A 20,069-nucleotide genomic window follows, 5' to 3' on the forward strand; every position below is an offset into this window, starting at 1 on the left:
ATAGTTACTTCTGTTTGCCTTGATTGTGCAGTAGATGGAAACATTGCAAAGGTGGTCGTCGGCACCGTTTCTTTGCAACGCATCATTGATTTGCTTAAGACAGTTAAATTAAAAGATACCGGATATGCAAGCATTGTTGACAAATCAGGTATGATTATCGCACATTCTAAAATGCCAGAATTAAATGGTAAATTCAATATTGTTGAAAATAAAACTGATCCGGAATTGAAAAATAAAATATCTGAGGTGGATAAAAATTTTTCCCAGCTATTTAAGGTGGCTAGTAATGGCAAACAGGTCATTGGTTCCTATAACGATATAGATGGTGTAAAACATGTCGGGGTTTTTACGTTACTCAGAATTTCTGATAACCAACAATGGGTGATGATTGTTTCTGCTTCAGAGACAGAGATGACACAAGATTTATCGGTTCTAACTAAAAATATGATAGAAATTTGTTTTCTATTTATCATTTTAACAGTGTTATTTGTTATGTATGTAAGTAAAAAATTCGTTCAACCTTTTATTGGGTTACGGGACGAAGCGTTACTGTTGGCTCAAGGAGATCTACGGTCACGGCCAAGTACGGTTTGCACTGATGATGAAGTGGGGCAATTGGCTATTGCTTTTAAGCAGATGGCAGATAATTTGCGTAGTCTGATTATTAAGACTCAGTCTCAAGCAGAACTTGTTTCAGCATCAAGTGAAGAACTGACTGCCAGTGCTCAACAGTCAGCTGAAGCTTCTAACCAAGTGGCATCATCGATTATGCAAATTGCGCAAGGTTCAGGGCAACAGCTGACAGCGATGACGGGTATGTCGGCCATTGTCGAAGCAATTTCGGCAAGCATTAAACAAGTATCGGCGAACGTTCAGATGATTGTTGATATTGGAAATCAAACAGCACATTCGACTGCAAATGGACGTCAAGCTATTGAGAAAGCAATAGTTCAGATGAAGCAGATCGGTGAGGGCGCAGGCGCTGTTCAATATGCGATTGGGGAACTTGCCAAAGGGTCGAATGAAATTATTAGTCTTATATCTTCGATTGCCGAGCAGACAAATCTTCTTGCTCCTTAATGCTGCTATTGAGGCTGCAAGGCAGGAGAACATGGTAAAGGCTTCGCTGTAGTGGCTGAAGAAGTGAGAAAGCTAGCAGAAGAATCTAACAAAGCAGCCCAGCAGATTGCAAATCTTATTAAGAAGAATGAGCAAAACATGAATGAAGCGATTGTAGCGACCAAAAGCAGCTCAGCGGGAATACAAGCGGGGGTTGAAGTAGTTACATCAGCAGGTAATGCCTTTCAAATTATTGCTGATTCTGTAGTCCAATTATCATCCAAAATTCAAGATATATCAGAATCTATGGGCCAAATGGCTGGAGGTAGCCAAGAACTTGTTGAATCTGTTCACAATATAGATAGGATAAGTAAAGAAAATGCGAGCGAAACGGAAACGGTTTCGGCTGCGACCCAAGAGCAGTCTGCTTCTATGCAGGAAATAGCTACTTCAAGTCATGGATTGGCTAATGCGTCGGGCGAATTAAATACGGCAGTAAGTAATTTTCGTGTATAAATTGTTTGGAAAACATTGCAGTTTAAGTAAATTAAAATTGATGGAATGCCGTGTGAGATAAAAGTCGCTTGGGGATAACATCAAAGCCTTATCTATTGTTATTAATTGAATAGAGGTAAGGTAGAAAAAGAGCCGGTTGGGGTAGTACTTTGCTCCCCTAAAGGTGACAGGTTAAATAATAAAAACCTGTCACCTTTAGGGGAGCATTTTCATGCCCGAAATAAATCAATACTGTTCAGCAGAAATTTAGCCATATTGCAAGAAATTGGGCCAGACACGGTTAGATATTGCTAAAAAATATGATTAGCTTGATACCTTGTTACGCAGTCATAATTTTGTCATATTTCCATGGTATTATTTGCACGAGGATGTAAATATGGTAAAGGTGGGATGTCATATGAAAAACATCATGATTTACTCAATGGTAGATTTCATGCAAGTGGGTCTCAATGCAACGGTTATAGAAGCTTCATCGTTACATTTGGAAAAAACACTCTAATTGGACACTAATAACAGGGAGCCAACAGTGTAATCGACTACTTAATATAGGAGAATCGTATTATGACTAATTCTCACATTCTTCTTATTGAAGAATTAAAAGAACAGCTACTTACTTTAGGCTATTATCCCTTTCAGCTTGAGGAAATTACCAAAGATGCAACAGGTACGACTAATATTGAAAATATTAATTCCGCTCGAGCTAATTATTTAATTTCATCATTAAAATTTTACATTAATTTTTCAAAATGCAGTTTTTCAACAAAAAAGTAAAAAAAAATTGTTCTTTGATATCGCCTATTCCGGTTCAATAGCCGGGGTAGGCGATTTTTTTTTCGATTAACAAGGAAACGCATTATTTTTGCCGTATTTATATTTTAGGAAAGTATAAGTAATAAAAGTTTTCAACAAATTGTACAATACAATATATATTGTATTGTTACGGCATTATGGTTCAAATTCCATTGTACATTGCAATTCAGATTATGATGGAATATTTTGTTATAAAAAAACAAGAAGGTGGTAAGATGAAAAAGGTACTAATTGATGCTATGTTTAAGCACATTCAGTATGGCGGAGTAGCTGTTCGCTACTGGGATGGTGAGGAGGTACATTATGGTGATACCGAGCCGCATTTCAAAATTATTTTTAATAAAAAGCCTCCCCTTATGACTGCGACCATAGAGGATCCTACGATAACATTGGGTGAATTTTACATGGATGAAATTATTGATTATGAAGGAAGTCTGGATGAATTAATTAGCATAATGGAAATGAATAAGCTACTTAATTCGGATACGCAGCACTTGGCGAATAAATGGATGACAGCTGCTAAATCTGGATTAGGGTCGGTGGCGGATAAATTTAAACAAAGACAAAATATTCATGCTCATTATGATCTTGGGAATGATTTTTTCTCACTTTGGCTGGATAAAACGATGTGCTATTCTTGTGCATATTTCAAAAAGCAAGATGATGATTTACATCTGGCACAATTGCAAAAAATTGATCTGATTTTGAAAAAGCTGCGGCTGCAGCCGGGAATGCAATTACTGGATATTGGATGTGGCTGGGGATGGCTTATTTTAAGGGCAGCAAAACAGTATGGAGTCAGAGCGCTAGGAATCACATTAAGCGAGGAACAGTATGCTGGCGCTAGAAAGCGTGTTGAGGAGGCCGGATTGAGTGATCAGGTCACGGTAAAATTAAGTAACTACTTAGAGATTGATCCTGCCCAATATCAATTTGATAGGATTGTCAGTGTGGGGATGTTTGAACATGTTGGACGTGACTATTTTGCGAGTTATATGAAGAAAGTACACGATTTGCTTAATTTTGGTGGTATTTCTATGTTGCACACACTGACTAATTTACGAGAAGTCGAGACCAATGCTTGGGCTAAAAAGTATATTTTCCCAGGAGGATGTATTCCGGCATTGCGGGAAATTATTTCACTATTCCCGGATTATGATTTTAGGGTGTGGCACATGGAAAGTTTACGCAGACATTATGTGAAAACCCTGGAACTTTGGTATGAAAATTTTCACCAGCATATTGATGAAATTTCCGGTATGTTTGATAAGCGCTTTATTCGCATGTGGACTTTATATTTGCAGGGCGCTGCGGCTATTTTGCGAACAGGCAATCTTGACGTTTATCAAATATTATTTTCTAAGGGAGTCAACAATGAACTTCCAATTACTTTAAATGATATATATGTTGATTAAAGTGAAATGCCTGCAATGAAAAAGCCTCCTACTATTTTAGTTTGGAGGCTTTTTTGTCCCATATCCATCATAGCCGATAATATATCTCTCATATCTATTGGAGTCAGCTTGAGGATAACTACGCCGCATAGTAAAATTCTCTTTAGTGTTTTACTATATCTTATGTAAAATAAAGAGTAAGGGTGTATGTGAGAGGTTTTCGTTTTCAGCAGGAATTAGTAGTTAGCGTAATTGCAGTAAAACAATATGAGAATTAAATTGTTTAAAGGCTGAATGAGTAGATAATTCCATTGGAAAAGGCATTTGCCATGAACAGAGCCTCGTTTTCAATCTGATTGAATGTCTTAATACTTTTGGTATAATTTTTATTGAGAAGAGTAATTGCTTCTTCTTTGGTTAGTGCCAAGTGCTTATACCACATTTGTTGCATAGGCTTAACAGACCAATAAGGATTGATTTGGTTTAAAAAACAAACGATATCATCTGCGTTTGCGTACCATCTTTTTTCTGCGTCTGTTGCCGCTTGGCTATTATCAGCTTTTGCAGCCTTGACGAGGTCTCCGGCAATTATGAGATGGTCTTTCAATAGGCGGCTAAATTCAGCTGCTATCTGATTCCCATAAAAATGGCAAAATATTTTTCCGAAATCAGGTGCATTACGTAGAAGACGAGTTGTTGTTGCTTCTAAATCAGGTAAATCGAATAGAATACCTTCGATGACCATTCTTGTCCAATAAATATGTTGTTCCCAAAGTAGGCGAAAACAATCTCTTACATGTATAGCTTTTTCGCTCATCATATATCCGTTACCTATAAAATGAAGATTTTCACCATAATGACGGAACATATAGACCTCCCCTTTTCATTTTTTTTGTTCTGTTACATAATATGCTGGGGGGAGGAAAGGGTGACATAGCTAAGCAGAGTGGACGGTAAAAGGGGGAATGTTTATGACAATAAATATTTGCTTGGTAATTCCAGTGTAATCGGTGTAAAATTTTAATAGCTAACATGAGCATAAGAAGGAGAGTATTAGATGCGCTTAAGTGAACGTGACTTTGCAAATATCCTTGGTGGCGGAGCAGGAAAGAAGCCTAAGGGACTCAAGGAAGTAGATATACAGAATGCTCAACGCGAATATCTGGAATGGAATGGTTGGTTTGTCATACGGCACCAACAAAGCATGGGTAGTCATAAAGGGCTTAGTGATTTGACTGCAATAAAAGATGGTTGGACAGTATATATCGAGGCTAAAACGATTACAGGTATCCTGTCAGAGGATCAGAAGGATTTTCGTGATCATGTCATTAGTCACGGCGGTACTTACATTATTGGGCGATGTGTTGAAGATTTGAAGTTTCTGTGCGAGGACAGTGTTGAGTGTCTTAGAAGGCGTTGGTCAGGCAAGGTTGTTGGGCAAGAATAAAAAAACGTTCTTAGCATAAAGAAAGCTAAGAACGTTTTTTATTAGACTAATCTGGAATTTACTGACCGCTTGACGGAGGTCTGTTGCCAGTGGGCTAAGGCTATCGTTCATTAACTCAAAAGTTTCTGGACAGGGTTAGGGCAGTCGTATTGATTGCTATATTATCTTGGCTTGCAGCAATATCACGATAAGCGTCTAGCGTCGTATTTTTACTAAGGCTTTTATTAAATGTAATCCGGAATCCCTTTGAATGATCATAATACGAATCGACGCAATATGCTGAGACCGCTCCTTGTTTGATATTGCGATAGGAAAGTGATATGTCCATATCATCGCTTTGTTGAGTGCTGTCATATTCCAAGGTAATGAGATAACCGGCAGCCGTAGTTGTTAAGTTTTTGGTTGTTTCGATTATAAGTGAAGTATTATTAGCTAGTTGTTTAGAGGCAGTAATGCCAATGAATGGGCTGTCTTCTTGAAAATAATTCGCTTCTAACATGAAATTTCGGTGCTTTCCTAAATTGTTGAGCATAAAACTTAATGCAAATAAATTTCTATTGTCTTGTCCATAAAAAAAACTAGCTGTGTTATTTGTTGTGGTGAAGTGTGCTTGTATTCCGTTTGTTCCGCTCATACTGGCAATGAGTCCGTTACTTAGTGTATAGTTCTGTTTACCAATTCTGTAATCCGAATTGGCATGATGATAGGCTAAGTAAGCATTATTTATTGTATTTGTAGTCGGTTGGTTATTTGTGCGGTTAGATTCAAAGGTGCCATTAAAAGATAATTGATTAGTTAAATCACAATTTAGATTTATTGTAACATCAGGACTGTATTTTTTCTCTTGTTCAGCTTGTTTGCTATATTCATAGCTTAGTGTGCCTGAAAAGGGTGCGGCGAATGTGATATGTACTTGCATTATAATAATTAAGATAAAAATGTTCAAAAAAAATTTCATTTTTTCTCCTAAGTTAAGACTGAATAATTTCTTGTGTATTATACTTCAAAATTTGAGTTCTAATGGTATTTGTTTTGCAAGTGAGTCAAACGTTGGATCGAATTTTAAATCAATATTATAGTGCCAATACTCAGCTTCAATTACATTCGCGGGAAATGGCATAATAAATTTGCTTAAACTTGTGAGACTTATTTTATTCAGGCCAAATGGAAGCTAAATCGTCTGTTCCATATTTTAAGTTAGCTTGTTCTTTGATTTTCGTTAGTTCGTAGCGTGGTTTCACTGAATCAGACTGAGTGAGTTTCCAGCCATCTTTTGTGGCGCTTAGTGTAAAATTCAATTGGGTTATATTATTGTTATCATACAGAGTCATGGTATTGGTACGTTCACGTGTATAGATGCAAGAACCTGTAATGGTAATGGGGTCAACGAATGAAATTTCAACATAGCGCAGTGTAAAATTGTTGTAATCTGCAATCCAGTCCGTAAATTGTTGTGTAGACAAATTTTTAGCTTGAGTATCAAATTTTTGAAGCTGGCCTAGATCTTTATGATTAAAAGCGTTCATTCTGTTTAATAAAATATAAATGGCTGTGCGTTCAGGCTTAGTGAGAATAGGTGTTAGCTTTTTTATTGTGTTAATTTTAATTGTTGTACCCCAAGTAATGGCGCTAAATAAGTCATCCCGAATTTCTGCGTTGAATTTGACAGCAAGACCATTTTTGCGTAGCTCTTGTGGCAAATTGATGGGTTGATATTTTTTTCCGTCATCCCCAATAATTCCATATAGACCATCTTCTGTGACAACATAACTAATTTCTCCTGTGGCTTGAATTTGGGAATCAGCAGCAAAACCAGATGATTGACTGGATAAGATTAGGATTACAACATATGCAATTATCCACAGTTTATTTAATGACAGCATTATACAGCCTCCTAAAAAAACATATTGATTTTATTTTATTCTTCTATAGTACACTTTGCAAATACTATTTGATTAGATGATGCAAAAAAATGGATGCAAAAAGATATATATTATAATAATCAAAACTATTGCCAAAAGGATATTTCTATGCTATTATTTAAATAGGCACCATCCTTATAGCGACTAATTGTTAAATGAATTTGCGAAATGCAAGGAATTGAAATTCCCCGTTATTGCAAAATGATTTACGAGTCTACAAGGGTTGTGTTTTTCTGTATATCTATTTTATTCTTTGGAATATTGTAAGCGGGTCCTGTTTAGCAAGTATTTCTCTCCAGTGTATAAATTGTCAGTATAGCGCTAATAAGGATGGTTGCTTTATGAAGAAGAGGAAGGGATGGCCCTTCCTCTTTTGCGTTGAAAAACAAGGAATGAATCGAAACAAAGTGTCCGTGTCACATGAAAGTGATACGGACACTTTGTTAATTTTGAGGGTCTATAATGGCAATGTCGCCTTCTTCACCGGTGCGGATACGAATGGCATTGTCTAATGTGTAAACAAAAATTTTTCCATCGCCAACTTCACCTGTGTGACAAACACGTTTAGCTGTTTCAAGAACAAGCTCAACAGGTATCTCGCATACGACTGTTTCTATCTTAATTTTTGGTAATAAATTAATCGTATATTCTCGGCCACGGTAAACCTCTTTATGGCCTTTGGTTAGTCCACAACCATACACTTGACTGACAGTCATACCATTTACACCGATAGCATTTAAGGCGTTTTTTAATTCATCAAGTTTATTGGGACGAGTGATGATTTCAATTTTAGTCAGCTTGCGCATGATGGGGCACTCTCCTTCTGATTTCAGTTTAAGGTCCATATGAATACACGGAAGTGTTAATGATTCCTTGAGTATAGTTTAACGCAACGGTGCTTTCCTGACAATCAGTTCTTTTGGTATGAGGAAGAGTTTTCGCAATAATAAGCGATGCTATTTATTGAATATTGACGATACCAGTATAAGAAAACAGACTGTTCTCAGTAATGAGGACAGTCTGTTTATCATTCATGAGATACAGTGCCTAGTACTCAATGGAATATTTTTTAGTAATCGTTTGGATATTGGCTAAGGCAGTTTTAAGTTCGACATGAGCATATTCAAATATAAGAGATGCGTCAGGGCAACTGGTTTGAAGGGCAGTAAATAGAGACTGCCAGGGGATAATGCCTAAGCCGATCGGCAGATGAGCGTCTGTTTGGCCATGATTATCGTGAAGGTGGCATGCTTTGAGGCGTGGTCCAAGGTCATAGATAACCCGTGGCATTTGCCAGCCATTGATGTGGGCGTGGCCTGTATCTAACAGAGCGCCCACAGTAGGGAATGCTTGGATGAGATCCCAATAGTCATTCCAATCAAAAAGTAGTGTGTTCTTATTGCAAAGACCGACATTTTCAATGACTAATTGAACGGGATAATTGTTAGCAAGGGCCACGAGCTCGGTGATACGATCCTTGACGAGGTTTTGGGTGGAGCGTTTATCACCTGTAAATGCTTCGTTTGTATGGACGACAATGAAGTTTGCCTGCCATTTTGCTGCAAAATCTAATGCTTGTTTATATTGTACAAGATAATGATTGTCATTAGGATCAGCCAAGTTTGTTGCGATACAGGGACCATGAAGACTGAGTGAATGAGGGGCATGATCAGAAAATAACTGTTTTAATAACGTATGCCAATACAAATCATTACCAAATTCATAAAAAATTTCTAGTCCCAGATCTTTAGGGAGGTTGATCAGTTGATTACTTTCAAAACCAATGAAAGATAGGTTGCTTAGTGCGAGTTGCATGGATTCGCCTCTATTCTATAAATTAACAACGCAGGGATTAGCCGTAGGTGTGCCAATATTTGTTCCAGTTTGATTATCAAATACATTGAAATGTTCCCAATCAAAGGAGAAATGGAGTGTGCCACTTGGAAGGGATTGTTCTGCCGGAATCATGCACAAAATACGCTGGTCGTCGGCTAAATTGACATGAATGCAATGCTGACTGCCGAGGTGCTCAACAAGGACAATCTGACCACTTAAAAAGAGCTTATCACTTAACTGGCAATGCTCGGGGCGGATGCCTATTGTTAGAGTGTTATGGGGTGCGAGGAGTGATTGCCACTTGGCAGGCGTTTGAATGCGACTTCCTGCAATCCAGAGCGCTCCATCATGAAATTGTCCTGTAATAAGATTCATGGGTGGCGAACCAATAAAGGAGGCTACAAAGGTATTAGCGGGGTGCTGGTAGATGTTATCCGGTGTATCAATTTGCTGGAGAATGCCTTGATTCATAATGGCAATTCGTTGTCCTACTGTCATGGCTTCTATTTGATCATGTGTTACGTAAATCAGGGTAGGTCTATACATTTCATGGATTTTGACAAGTTCTGTTCGTGCTTGTAGGCGAAGCTGGGCATCAAGATTTGATAAGGGTTCATCAAGAAGAAAATAGGGAGCTTGTTTTACCAGAGCTCGTCCTAAGGCTACACGTTGTTTTTGCCCGCCAGACAGTTCTTTTGGTTTACGCTCCTCATAGCCTGAGAGGTTTAAAATATGAAGGGCATGATCAACGCGGGTTTTGATTTCTTGTTTGGACATGTGCTGTAGCGACAGGCCAAAGGTGATATTTTCCCAAACTGTCATATGGGGATAAAGCGCATAGTTTTGAAATACCATGGCAACATTACGTTTACCTGGTTCGACGTCATTCATGATTGTACCGCCCATGCGCAAGATTCCTGAAGTAATATCTTCTAATCCGGCGATCATGCGCAGTGTGGTTGTTTTCCCACAACCAGAGGGGCCGAGCAAAATGAGTCGTTCGCCTTCCTGGACGATGAGATCTAAGTCTTTAACAACCTGATTTTTACCATAGAATTTACAAATATTTTCGAATACGATACCTTCCATAATATCTATCCTTTCACTCCGGATTGCATAAAAGTATTCATAATAAAACGCTGACAGACCAGATATAGCACTAATGGAGGGAGCGAAGTCAGCATGGCTACTGCCATGGCGACTCCCCATTCACTGCCACCTTCGGCACTGATAAACATCTGTAGTGCCAAAGGGAGGGTAAAGGAGGATTTGTCATGAAGAACCAGTAAAGGCCAGAAATATTCATTCCAAGAATTGATAAAAAAGACGATGGCGAGGGCGAATAGTGAAGGTTTTATCAGGGGGACGACAATTTTTGTTAGTACCGTCCAAGCATTCGCGTTTTCAAGCTTTGCTGCTTCAAATAGCGTATTTGGAATACTTCGCATGGTCTGTCGCATGAGAAAGATACCCATTCCATCGGCAAGTTCAGGGAGTATGACGCCCCAGGGGGTATTTAATAAATGAAGTTTCGAGATAATCAAGTAGTTTGGCATAATGAGTACTGTAACGGGAATGAAAAATGTGAGCAGTAGAGCATTGAAAATTTTTTCTTTATGAGGAAACGAATAGTAAACAAAGGCGAAACCTGCGAGTACACTTGTGATGATTTTGGCAAGGGTAATGCCACCGGCAATGACGAGGGTATTTAAAATGTAATGAGCAAGCGGTAGCGTTTCCAGAACATGACGATAATTATCAAGCACAGGTATGGCAGGAATGGGATTAAGTGTGGATTGGAAAATCTGATCCATTGTTTTAAATGAAGTCGATATCATGAATAGCAGTGGCCATAGTTGGATCAATAGAGCAATCCAAAGCAAAAGGTGCCATGGCCAGTTGCGCGGGTTAATTTTCATAATGCACCTTCTTGTCGAGAACGGCTTTTAGCAAGAGAAAGCCTGAATAGAAGAAGATTGTCAGGACGGCAAAAGCGGCTGCTTTACCAGTTTGGAAGAAGATAAAACCATATTGATAAATAATATAGACGAGGTTTGTACTGCCTTGATCCGGCCCGCCTTGTGTAAGCATATTGACAGGAACAAGTACGTATTGTAAGCCGAAGACAACGGTGATAACGAAGACATATAAAGCAGTTGGTGAAGTTAGGGGCAAGATAATGTGACGAAATATTTGCCATTTTGATGCATTTTCTAACTTAGCGGCTTCAAGAAGATCTTGGGGAACAGCGACCATGGCTGCCAGCATGACGATTAAATTATAGCCGAAGACTTTCCAGCCAATAATCATACCAATCGCGGCGATGGCAAATCCTGATTCTTTGAACCAGCGCGGTGATTCAAGACCGATTTCAGATAATATAATATGAAGTGGTCCGGCCAGTGGATTTAAAATCCATAGAAAAATGATACTGGCTACAGCAAGTGATAGGGTACTGGGAATGAACAAGGCAGAACGGTAAAAGAAATTGCAAGATGTCATGCCATGAGCCATGATAAAAGACAATAGATAAGGTAGAATGAAATTTAATATAATCAAAATGAAAACGTACAGCAAGGTATTGAATAATACCTTGCTGAGTTCTGTACCCGAACATAACTGCTGGTAATTTTGCAGACCGACGAACTTCATTGTAGGGCTGACCATATTCCAGGTATGGAAGCTGAGCCACACATCTTGTATTAGCGGCAAATATGAGAAGACGAGTAAGCAGATAGCAGCAGGAGCCAAAAATAAGGCAGCGTACCAATGATTACGTTTCATAGGTTTGATCCTTTCTTAGCGGGTTTTTCTCGATAGTTTTGCATGGCTTGTATTACAGCAAAGCATTTACTTTTTCAGCGGCTGCTTTTAAGGCACTAGCTGCTGTTTCTTTGCCGCTGAGGATAATATCACGTACATCGATCAAGGCCTGTTCGGCCTGCAAGCCATTGGCGCCCGGAAAACTAGCCCAGTTTACAATATAAGGCATCTGTGACATGGCAGATTGCATATTCTTGTTTTCTTCTGTAAATTGTTTTAATCCATTGGGATCTTCTGTTACGCCTTTGCGTGGGGGTAAATAACCCGTTCCCTTGGTCCACGTTGCGAGGGACTCAGGTGATTCTAAGAATTTGATAAATCTCCAAGCTGCTTTTTGTTTCTGGGCATCTTTAGAAAAGACCATAAGGAAATTGCCGCCAGCAGGCACTTTTTTTGTTTTTCCTGCAAAACTAGGAAATTGTGTGGACTCAACAGTAAATTTAGCGCTTTTTTCAAAGTTTTCCCGTTTGCCGATCGTTGTGCATACCATTCCGAGTTTGCCACTTAAAAATGCCTGAAATCCTTCTTCATTTGTTGCATGGAGTCCGCTGCCGTCTTTTACCATATCGGCAAGCAGTTGATAGGCCTCTGCGGCTTCTGGTGAATCAAAGCCAGCGACTGTTTTACCGTCTTTTTGCGTTAAGACCTGACCGCCATTGGATTCAATTAATGCTTGTTGCGCCCAGTTATCGGCGTATTCTTGCATGAAGAAACCCACATTGCCTGTTTTATCTTTAATTGTTTTGGCAGCTTTTACAACTTCCTGCCATGTTTGAGGCGGACGGTCTGGATCTAAGCCGGCTTGTTTAAAGATTTCAGGATTGTAATACAATACAGGTACGCTCATTGAATACGGTATACCGATTTGTTTACCATCGCTTGTTTTTGCTAAGGCAAGTACATTGGGTAAAAAATTATCTTGTAAGAATGTTTTATCTTCAGGTGACTGCTTAGCGATTAATTCTTCAATATTATCGTACTTTAAATTTTCAGCGGCATAATTAAGGTAACTGTAGCCCATTTGTACAACATCCGGATTATTTCCTGAAGCCATGGCTGCTTGTAAATTTTGCGTCAATCCTTTATACATGTCAGGATTGTATTTTTCTACGACCTCAATATCGGGGTTTTCTTTGTTGAACTGTTCAACAAGGCTTTTTACGGTTGCGCCACCGAAACTTTCGGCAGCCACATGCCAATATTCTATTTTTGTTTTTTCTGAGGAACTTTGTGTCGTTGTGGAAGCCCCTCCGCAGCCAGCAGCCCCAATGGTTAAGGTGCCAATAAAAAATAAGACCAGTGCTTTTTGTAACTTGTTCAATGGTGTATCCTCCTTATGTGGTATGTACAACAGTATAGGCTTTGAGGGAGAAAATTTTGTTAAGAATGTATGAAAAATTATGAAGAGCAAAAGAAATTTTGGTTAACTTTACTTGATTAGGATCTGAATTCACCCGAAAAAGAAAGAATATTCATAATTAACATAAGTCACTTTCTTTTCGTATCGTGTATTTTGTATCTATTAACGCAGAGGGATATGTGATAAAATGAACTTGTTTGAATAGGTATCCATAAAAAATGAAAAGCACATGGTGGATAAATTCAGTAATGCATTGCAATTTATTTGCAGGAATTTATCATATTTTATCAAATCACTTAATTATAATGGTTGCTGTTTTAGCCACCAAAACTGCGCAGAAAGAAGGATGTTTTTGTGAAAAAGATGAAAACTATGGATGGAAATACCGCTGCAGCGCATATTTCGTACGCTTTTACCGACGTTGCCGCAATCTATCCCATCACTCCATCGTCTCCAATGGCTGAACATGTAGATGAATGGGTCGCTCAGGGGCGTAAAAATCTTTTTGGTCAAAAAGTAAAAGTAATGGAAATGCAGTCTGAAGCGGGTGCTGCTGGCGCCGTACATGGCTCATTGCAAGCTGGCGCTTTGACAACGACTTACACCGCATCTCAAGGCTTGTTACTTATGATTCCGAACATGTACAAGATTGCTGGTGAAATGTTACCATCCGTATTTCATGTAAGTGCTAGAGCACTTGCCGCTAACTCCTTGAATATTTTCGGTGATCATCAAGACGTTATGGCTGCTAGACAAACTGGTTTTGCTATGCTTGCTGAAAGCAGTGTACAGCAGGTTATGGATTTAAGTGCTGTAGCTCATTTGGCAGCCCTTAAAGGTCGCGTACCTTTTATGAACTTCTTTGATGGTTTCAGAACGTCTCATGAAATTCAGAAGATCGAAGTTCTTGATTATGCAGACTTGGATAAACTTCTTGACAGAGAAGCTGTGAGCGCATTCAGAAGAAGAGCGTTAAATCCTGATCATCCAGTTGTTCGTGGTACTGCACAAAATCCTGATATTTACTTCCAAGAACGCGAAGTATCCAATAAGGCTTATGAAGCCCTTCCTGAAATCGTAGAACAATATATGGCCGAAATGAGTAAATTAACAGGCAGAGAATATCACCTGTTTAACTACTATGGTGCCGAAGATGCTGATAGATTAATTATTGCTATGGGTTCTGCCTGTGATGCAATTGAAGAAACTGTTGATTATCTCAATGGCAAAGGCGAAAAAGTCGGTCTGTTGACTGTTCATTTATATCGTCCTTTCTCACTGGAGCATTTCTTTAAATATATTCCTAAGACAGTAAAGAAAATTGCTGTTCTTGATAGAACCAAAGAACCGGGTTGTTTAGCTGAACCACTTTATCTTGATGTCAAGAGTGCCTTCTATGGTAAAAAATTCCAGCCGATTATTATTGGCGGTCGTTATGGTCTCGGCTCTAAAGAAGTAGTTCCTGCCGACATTGCTGCTGTATATGCGAACCTCAAAGCAGTTACTCCAAAAGACGGCTTTACCATTGGTATCAATGATGATGTAACGTTTAAATCACTTCCTGTTGTTGAAGATATTGATGCAACGATTCCTGGTACGAAAGCTTGCAAATTCTGGGGCTTAGGTTCAGACGGAACAGTTGGCGCAAACAAGAGCGCAATTAAAATTATTGGTGACCATACGGAAATGTATGCTCAGGGCTATTTTGCTTATGACTCAAAAAAATCCGGTGGTATTACTGTATCTCATTTGCGTTTTGGCAAAAAACCAATCAAATCGCCTTATCTTGTAGATAAAGCTGATTTTGTTGCTGTACATAATCAGTCTTATGTGGACAAGTACAATGTTCTTGCAGGGCTTAAGAAAAACGGTAATTTCCTTCTGAACTGTATTTGGGATGCTAAAGATTTGGAAGAAAAATTGCCTAATTTCATGAAACGCTATATTGCCAACAACAATATTAACTTCTACACCTTAGACGCAGTGAAAATTGCTCAGGAAATTGGTCTTGGCGGCAGAATTAACATGATTATGCAGTCGGCTTTCTTCAAAATTGCTGACATTATTCCTGTTGAAGATGCAGTGAAATACCTGAAAGAAGCTGTTGTTACTTCTTATGGTAAAAAAGGTCAAAAAGTTGTTGATATGAATAATGCAGCCATTGATCGTGGTACTGAATCTATCGTGAAAATCGCTGTTCCTGAAAGCTGGAAAACGATTAAAGATACAAAAGCTACCAAAACGAAGGAAGTTCCTGCCTTTGTAAAAGATATTCTTATTCCTATGAACAGACAAGAGGGTGACTCACTTCCTGTCAGCGCTTTTGTCGGTGACATGGAAGATGGTACTTTCCCTGTAGGGACTGCTGCTTATGAAAAACGCGGCATTGCTATTAATGCTCCAGAATGGCAACTAGATAAATGTATCCAATGTAACCAATGTGCTTTTGTTTGTCCTCATGCAGTGATTCGTCCGGTACTTGCAAATGCTGACGAGATGGCCAAAGCCCCTGAAGGCTTTACTGCCAAGAAAGCGCTTGGTACGAAAGATGACTTAAGCTTTAGAATTGCAATTTCTCCGCTTGACTGCTCCGGTTGCGGCAACTGCGCACAGGTTTGCCCGGCTAAGGAAAAAGCATTAGTCATGAAACCGCTTGCTTCACAGCTTCATCAAGATGAACTGTGGAATTATGCGCAGTCCTTAACTCCAAAAGACAATCCGATGAATAAGAGCACTGTAAAAGGCAGTCAGTTCGAACAGCCTTTACTTGAGTTCTCCGGTGCTTGCGCAGGTTGTGGAGAAACACCTTATGCCAAACTCGTTACGCAGCTCTTTGGTGACCGCATGATGATTGCCAATGCTACAGGTTGCTCCTCTATCTGGGGTGCAAGTGCACCAGCTATGCCTTATACAACGAACCATAAAGGCCATGGTCCTTCTTGGGCAAATTCGCTCTTTGAAGACAATGCTGAATATGGTTTAGGTATGTATTTAGGTGTAAAACAAGTAAGAGAAAAAATTGCTCTCGATATGCAGACAGCTAGTGAAGGTTCCATCAGTGCTGAACTGAAAGCTGCTTTTTCTGATTGGACTGCAAATGAAGGCAATGCTGCGGGTACACGTGAAAGAGCAGAAAAGCTTATTTCTTTACTTGCAGCTGAAAAGGGCAATAATCCATTGCTTAATGAAATTTATGATAACAAAGACTTCTTCATCAAGAGATCTCATTGGATCTTTGGTGGTGACGGTTGGGCTTATGACATTGGTTATGGCGGACTTGACCATGTTCTTGCTTCAGGTGAAGATGTCAATGTACTTGTATTTGATACGGAAGTATATTCCAACACAGGTGGTCAGTCTTCAAAATCAACTCCTGCTGCAGCCATTGCCAAATTTGCTGCTAGCGGTAAATTGACGAAGAAGAAAGATCTCGGCATGATGGCTATGAGTTATGGTTATGTCTATGTAGCTCAGATTTCCATGGGCGCTGATAAAAATCAGACATTAAAGGCTATTGCTGAAGCTGAAGCTTATCCAGGACCTTCCCTGATTATTGCTTATGCTCCTTGTATCAATCATGGTATTAAAGGCGGCATGGGTGTAAGTCAATTGGAAGCTAAGAAAGCTGTTGAATCAGGTTACTGGGCTATGTACAGATTTAACCCTGAACTCAAAGATCAAGGTAAAAATCCATTTAGCTTAGATTCTAAAGAGCCTACAAGCGACTTTAAGGAATTCCTGCTTGGTGAAGTTCGTTATGCTTCTTTGAAGAAAGAACATCCAGATACTGCTGACAAACTCTTTGCTAAGACTGCCAAAGATGCAGCAGAAAGATTAGCTGGTTACAAGAAATTAGCTGCTGAATAATTGTTGTGACAACAAAATAGTATTAATCAATAAGAAAAAAGTCATTGCTGTGGGCAATGGCTTTTTTCTTATAGCCGAAAAGCAGGATGAGACAAAGGTTTTGCCGAAAATAAGCAGCATAAAGCGGAAAATGAGAGGGGAATTCATCCATGCTCGATGCGTATGATCAAAAAGTATTGCAACAAGTCGCTAAGCATATTGTCGAGCCTGGAGCCCTTGTAAAATTAGCGAAACTTTGGGGGCGACCATCGGAGAATATCTTAGTAAGAGGGCGTTTTTCTAAAAATATTCTCTTCCAAAAAGTTCAATCAATTATTACGTCAGGAATTGCTGATGGCGTAAAAACAATGTTGAAGACAGCAGGTCAGTTGGCAAATGATAAGCAAATTTTGCGCCAATATCATCGTAAGCAAATTTATATTCGAACGTTGTCGGATATTAAAGATTTGCGCCTAGAACACATTGATGCGGTTGCAGATAGCTATACTATGGATAATGTGCTATGCGTTGGCACGGAGGGTGTTGTCCTGGGGGGGGCTGCGACATTTGCCTCGGGAACAGTTTTGGGAGTTGTCACTGTCCCTGCTATTGTAGTGGCAGATGCATCTCTGTCCTTTGGAATATTATCACGCAATGTTTGCCAAATTGGTGCTACCTATGGGTATTCCGTGGAGAATCCTTTGAATATGCCGCATTTTATGGCAGCTCTTTCACCTCATCAGGATTTAGCTGATGAAAGTTATTTCATGGGGAAATCTATGGCTGTGGAGGCTATTTATCAGTCTAAACAGTTTCTGCTGTCTCATACAGGGCGTCTTTTTGATGAACGCCTACTGAAAAGTGAGGCTCCACAGCTGTTAAGGCTTCTTTATTATGTTCTGCAGCGACTAGGTATGGTCATTACTGAAAAGGAACTGGCAATGTTGTTACCGATAGCTGGGGCTGTTTTAAATGGTGGTGTAAATGTGGTTTTTCAGAAAATGGGGCAACAAGTTGCGAAAGATTATTTTCGCATGCTTTTTCTGGAAGATAAGTATGATCAAGAAACAATTCGAAATTTTTTGCAGGTTGAAGTAAGCCGCTTGCGTTCGTGAAATAAGGTTTTGTTAAAGACAGTCCATGATTCGCTTTTAATTAAGTAGTAAAAGGAGTATACTGATTTACGGACTGGGTATTTGGTCTAAAATTGAATGGATTAGTGGAGTGAAAATATGAAGGAACGCTTTATTCAGTTGCTGAAGCAAATAGATCGGGATGGCATTGAGGAATTTATTGCTTTTCTTGAACAAGATACGGACTTCTTTTCGGCACCCGCCAGTGCCTATCATCATGGAAATTATCTGGGAGGCCTAGTGGACCATTCATTAGGTGTCTATGATAATCTGGTTAAAATTATCGATACATTTGGATTGAGTGATCGTTATTCTAATGAAACAATTCTCATTACGGCATTACTTCACGATCTTTGCAAAGCAAATTTTTATCGGAAAGTATTGCGTAATCGGAAAAATGAAAAAAGCGGACAATGGGAAAAGGTGGAGATATATGAAATTAACGATCAGTTTCCTATTGGTCATGGTGAAAAATCCGTTATTTTACTTGGACGTTATTTGGCCTTAACAGATGAAGAAATGTTGGCTATTCGCTGGCATATGGGTGGTTTTGATGATGCAGCTCGTGCTTATACAGGTGGGCAAAGTCTATCGAAGGCTATGAAATCATCGCCCCTTGTGGCTGCACTCCATATGGCAGACATGGCTACTTGTTATTTTGAAGGCATTTAAATGTTATAGGACTCGTTGTTAAAACTTACTGGGTGGTGAATTTGTGATCCAGCTGATTGAAAATGGGGAAAAGACAGGTAAGCTTACAAAAGAAGAACTGGCTATTTTGCTGAAATCGAGCGATTGGGATGCTGAATTATTCCAGGCGGCCGATCGGGTTCGACAGCACTATATGGGGAATGCAGTTCATTTGCGTGGACTTATTGAATTTTCAAATATTTGTCGCCAAAACTGCTGTTATTGTGGTTTGCGGCGTGATAATACTGTGATTGAACGTTATCGTCTAGCGCCGGAAACAATTCTTGATTTTGCACGTAAGGCAAAATCTTATGGTTATCAGACAGTTGTATTACAGTCTGGTGAAGATTTGTATTATACAGTAGATAAGCTTGTTTCCGTGATCCGCGAGATAAAAAAACTCGATTTAGCAATTACACTGAGTATTGGTGAAAAAAGCCGTGAAGAATATGCTGCGTATAAAAAAGCAGGGGCTGATCGATATTTGTTGCGAATCGAAACAACAGACAAGGAGCTTTATAGGCGTCTTGATCCGGGGATGAATTGGGAACATCGTGCTAGGTGTTTGATGGATCTGAAAAGCTTAGGTTATGAACTTGGCAGTGGGTCACTTGTGGGCCTGCCTGGTCAGACTATTGAATCACTAGCTGATGATATTCTGTTTTTTAAAGAGATTGATGCAGATATGATAGGAATTGGTCCCTTTATACCGAATGGTGATACACCGCTAAAATATGAGGCAGGTGGCACATTTAACTTAAGTGTTAAGGTGATGGCGCTTGTACGGCTATTGTTGCGCAATATTAATATTCCGGCCACAACAGCCATGGAGACGCTTCATCCGCAAGGGCGTATCTTAGCTTTGCAAAGAGGTGCTAATGTGGTCATGCCTAATGTAACGGAAGGAGATTACCGTCGTTTGTATGCCCTGTATCCGGGGAAGATCTGTATTAATGATACGCCAGCTCATTGTCGCGGCTGTATTACTGGAAAAATTGTGGGGATTGGGCGATTTGTTTCTACAGATTATGGATTCCGTCCTAAGAGCGAATAAATAATAAAAAATGAACTGCTTACAGTAATATTTAGAGTAGTGGAGAATTCGTCCCTACTCTTTTGATTCATATTTTTAGTTTGAGCAGCTTATAAAATAAAATAAAATCTATTGACAAACATGGTGATAGGCCTTATAATAATCAAGTACTAACCGATGAGGTAGACATAATTAAATAT

At 39.3% G+C, this 20,069-nt stretch carries 18 protein-coding genes; 9 read left to right on the forward strand and 9 right to left on the reverse strand.

All coding sequences use genetic code 11. The features are described from left to right. Positions 1 to 51 precede the first annotated feature (51 nt). The 4 genes from Ga0466249_RS27460 (at position 52) to Ga0466249_RS03590 (ending at position 3,800) form a co-directional block, all read left to right on the forward strand. Positions 52 to 1,080, forward strand: coding sequence for a methyl-accepting chemotaxis protein (locus Ga0466249_RS27460; protein WP_215828067.1), 1,029 nt, complete (start codon positions 52 to 54; stop codon positions 1,078 to 1,080). A gap of 63 nt (positions 1,081 to 1,143) precedes the next feature. Then, positions 1,144 to 1,575, forward strand: a complete 432-nt coding sequence (locus Ga0466249_RS03580; protein ID WP_446686540.1) for a methyl-accepting chemotaxis protein — start codon at positions 1,144 to 1,146, stop codon at positions 1,573 to 1,575. Positions 1,576 to 2,136: 561 nt separating this feature from the next. Continuing rightward, complete coding sequence (locus tag Ga0466249_RS03585; RefSeq protein WP_215828069.1) at positions 2,137 to 2,346, forward strand: hypothetical protein; 210 nt, start codon at positions 2,137 to 2,139, stop codon at positions 2,344 to 2,346. A 254-nt stretch (positions 2,347 to 2,600) separates the two neighbouring features. Continuing rightward, on the forward strand, positions 2,601 to 3,800 hold the full coding sequence (locus Ga0466249_RS03590) for an SAM-dependent methyltransferase (protein WP_215828070.1): 1,200 nt from the start codon (positions 2,601 to 2,603) through the stop codon (positions 3,798 to 3,800). 262 nt (positions 3,801 to 4,062) lie between these two features. Here the strand turns inward: Ga0466249_RS03590 and Ga0466249_RS03595 are convergent, their stop codons facing one another. Next, positions 4,063 to 4,647, reverse strand: a complete 585-nt coding sequence (locus Ga0466249_RS03595) for a hypothetical protein (RefSeq protein ID WP_246588427.1) — start codon at positions 4,645 to 4,647, stop codon at positions 4,063 to 4,065. 189 nt (positions 4,648 to 4,836) lie between these two features. On the opposite strand from Ga0466249_RS03595, the gene Ga0466249_RS03600 reads away from it, so the two are divergent. Next, positions 4,837 to 5,226, forward strand: coding sequence for a hypothetical protein (locus Ga0466249_RS03600; RefSeq protein ID WP_215828071.1), 390 nt, complete (start codon positions 4,837 to 4,839; stop codon positions 5,224 to 5,226). A 115-nt stretch (positions 5,227 to 5,341) separates the two neighbouring features. Here Ga0466249_RS03600 and Ga0466249_RS03605 read toward each other — a convergent pair whose 3' ends face one another. The 8 genes from Ga0466249_RS03605 to Ga0466249_RS03640 form a co-directional block, all read right to left on the reverse strand. Then, positions 5,342 to 6,184 (reverse strand): hypothetical protein, encoded by an 843-nt coding sequence (locus tag Ga0466249_RS03605; RefSeq protein ID WP_215828072.1) that lies wholly within the window; start codon positions 6,182 to 6,184, stop codon positions 5,342 to 5,344. A gap of 193 nt (positions 6,185 to 6,377) precedes the next feature. Continuing rightward, the gene (locus Ga0466249_RS03610) at positions 6,378 to 7,109 is read right to left on the reverse strand and encodes a hypothetical protein (protein WP_215828073.1); all 732 of its coding nucleotides are present in this window, start codon (positions 7,107 to 7,109) and stop codon (positions 6,378 to 6,380) included. Positions 7,110 to 7,591: 482 nt separating this feature from the next. After that, positions 7,592 to 7,954, reverse strand: a complete 363-nt coding sequence (locus Ga0466249_RS03615) for a P-II family nitrogen regulator (protein WP_215828074.1) — start codon at positions 7,952 to 7,954, stop codon at positions 7,592 to 7,594. 241 nt (positions 7,955 to 8,195) lie between these two features. Further along, positions 8,196 to 8,963 (reverse strand): sugar phosphate isomerase/epimerase family protein, encoded by a 768-nt coding sequence (locus Ga0466249_RS03620; RefSeq protein WP_215828075.1) that lies wholly within the window; start codon positions 8,961 to 8,963, stop codon positions 8,196 to 8,198. A gap of 15 nt (positions 8,964 to 8,978) precedes the next feature. Then, positions 8,979 to 10,073 (reverse strand): ABC transporter ATP-binding protein, encoded by a 1,095-nt coding sequence (locus tag Ga0466249_RS03625; protein WP_215828076.1) that lies wholly within the window; start codon positions 10,071 to 10,073, stop codon positions 8,979 to 8,981. Positions 10,074 to 10,078: 5 nt separating this feature from the next. After that, the gene (locus Ga0466249_RS03630; RefSeq protein WP_215828077.1) at positions 10,079 to 10,903 is read right to left on the reverse strand and encodes a carbohydrate ABC transporter permease; all 825 of its coding nucleotides are present in this window, start codon (positions 10,901 to 10,903) and stop codon (positions 10,079 to 10,081) included. After that, positions 10,893 to 11,768 carry a carbohydrate ABC transporter permease gene (locus Ga0466249_RS03635; protein ID WP_215828078.1) on the reverse strand — a complete coding sequence of 292 codons (876 nt, stop codon included), beginning with the start codon at positions 11,766 to 11,768 and terminating at the stop codon, positions 10,893 to 10,895. Before Ga0466249_RS03635 ends, Ga0466249_RS03630 begins: the two co-directional genes overlap by 11 nt. A 52-nt stretch (positions 11,769 to 11,820) precedes the next feature. Next, positions 11,821 to 13,128, reverse strand: coding sequence for an ABC transporter substrate-binding protein (locus Ga0466249_RS03640; protein WP_215828079.1), 1,308 nt, complete (start codon positions 13,126 to 13,128; stop codon positions 11,821 to 11,823). Positions 13,129 to 13,530: 402 nt separating this feature from the next. On the opposite strand from Ga0466249_RS03640, the gene nifJ reads away from it, so the two are divergent. The 4 genes from nifJ to hydE all read left to right on the forward strand — a co-directional run bounded on the left by nifJ (position 13,531) and on the right by hydE (position 19,890). Then, entirely contained in the window at positions 13,531 to 17,034 is a 3,504-nt protein-coding gene (gene nifJ, locus Ga0466249_RS03645) for a pyruvate:ferredoxin (flavodoxin) oxidoreductase (RefSeq protein WP_246588456.1), read from the forward strand. A 149-nt stretch (positions 17,035 to 17,183) separates the two neighbouring features. Further along, on the forward strand, positions 17,184 to 18,128 hold the full coding sequence (locus Ga0466249_RS03650) for an EcsC family protein (RefSeq protein WP_215828081.1): 945 nt from the start codon (positions 17,184 to 17,186) through the stop codon (positions 18,126 to 18,128). A gap of 117 nt (positions 18,129 to 18,245) precedes the next feature. Then, positions 18,246 to 18,818 carry an HD domain-containing protein gene (locus Ga0466249_RS03655; RefSeq protein WP_215828082.1) on the forward strand — a complete coding sequence of 191 codons (573 nt, stop codon included), beginning with the start codon at positions 18,246 to 18,248 and terminating at the stop codon, positions 18,816 to 18,818. A gap of 43 nt (positions 18,819 to 18,861) precedes the next feature. After that, positions 18,862 to 19,890, forward strand: coding sequence for a [FeFe] hydrogenase H-cluster radical SAM maturase HydE (hydE, locus tag Ga0466249_RS03660; RefSeq protein WP_215828083.1), 1,029 nt, complete (start codon positions 18,862 to 18,864; stop codon positions 19,888 to 19,890). Positions 19,891 to 20,069: the final 179 nt, after the last annotated feature.

Source organism: Pelorhabdus rhamnosifermentans, from assembly GCF_018835585.1.
Lineage (GTDB): Bacteria > Bacillota > Negativicutes > UMGS1260 > UMGS1260 > Pelorhabdus > Pelorhabdus rhamnosifermentans.

What these genes read in the sequence shown, in the direction of transcription:
- Ga0466249_RS03630 (WP_215828077.1), bottom strand. Translation starts at nt 10,903, where the DNA reads ATGAAAATTAACCCGCGCAACTGGCCATGGCACCTTTTGCTTTGGATT.
- Ga0466249_RS03655 (WP_215828082.1), top strand. Translation starts at nt 18,246, where the DNA reads ATGAAGGAACGCTTTATTCAGTTGCTGAAGCAAATAGATCGGGATGGC.
- Ga0466249_RS03620 (WP_215828075.1), bottom strand. Translation starts at nt 8,963, where the DNA reads ATGCAACTCGCACTAAGCAACCTATCTTTCATTGGTTTTGAAAGTAAT.
- Ga0466249_RS03635 (WP_215828078.1), bottom strand. Translation starts at nt 11,768, where the DNA reads ATGAAACGTAATCATTGGTACGCTGCCTTATTTTTGGCTCCTGCTGCT.
- Ga0466249_RS03600 (WP_215828071.1), top strand. Translation starts at nt 4,837, where the DNA reads ATGCGCTTAAGTGAACGTGACTTTGCAAATATCCTTGGTGGCGGAGCA.
- Ga0466249_RS03625 (WP_215828076.1), bottom strand. Translation starts at nt 10,073, where the DNA reads ATGGAAGGTATCGTATTCGAAAATATTTGTAAATTCTATGGTAAAAAT.
- Ga0466249_RS03610 (WP_215828073.1), bottom strand. Translation starts at nt 7,109, where the DNA reads ATGCTGTCATTAAATAAACTGTGGATAATTGCATATGTTGTAATCCTA.
- Ga0466249_RS03605 (WP_215828072.1), bottom strand. Translation starts at nt 6,184, where the DNA reads ATGAAATTTTTTTTGAACATTTTTATCTTAATTATTATAATGCAAGTA.
- Ga0466249_RS03585 (WP_215828069.1), top strand. Translation starts at nt 2,137, where the DNA reads ATGACTAATTCTCACATTCTTCTTATTGAAGAATTAAAAGAACAGCTA.
- nifJ (WP_246588456.1), top strand. Translation starts at nt 13,531, where the DNA reads ATGAAAACTATGGATGGAAATACCGCTGCAGCGCATATTTCGTACGCT.
- Ga0466249_RS03650 (WP_215828081.1), top strand. Translation starts at nt 17,184, where the DNA reads ATGCTCGATGCGTATGATCAAAAAGTATTGCAACAAGTCGCTAAGCAT.
- Ga0466249_RS03615 (WP_215828074.1), bottom strand. Translation starts at nt 7,954, where the DNA reads ATGCGCAAGCTGACTAAAATTGAAATCATCACTCGTCCCAATAAACTT.
- Ga0466249_RS03590 (WP_215828070.1), top strand. Translation starts at nt 2,601, where the DNA reads ATGAAAAAGGTACTAATTGATGCTATGTTTAAGCACATTCAGTATGGC.
- Ga0466249_RS03595 (WP_246588427.1), bottom strand. Translation starts at nt 4,647, where the DNA reads ATGTTCCGTCATTATGGTGAAAATCTTCATTTTATAGGTAACGGATAT.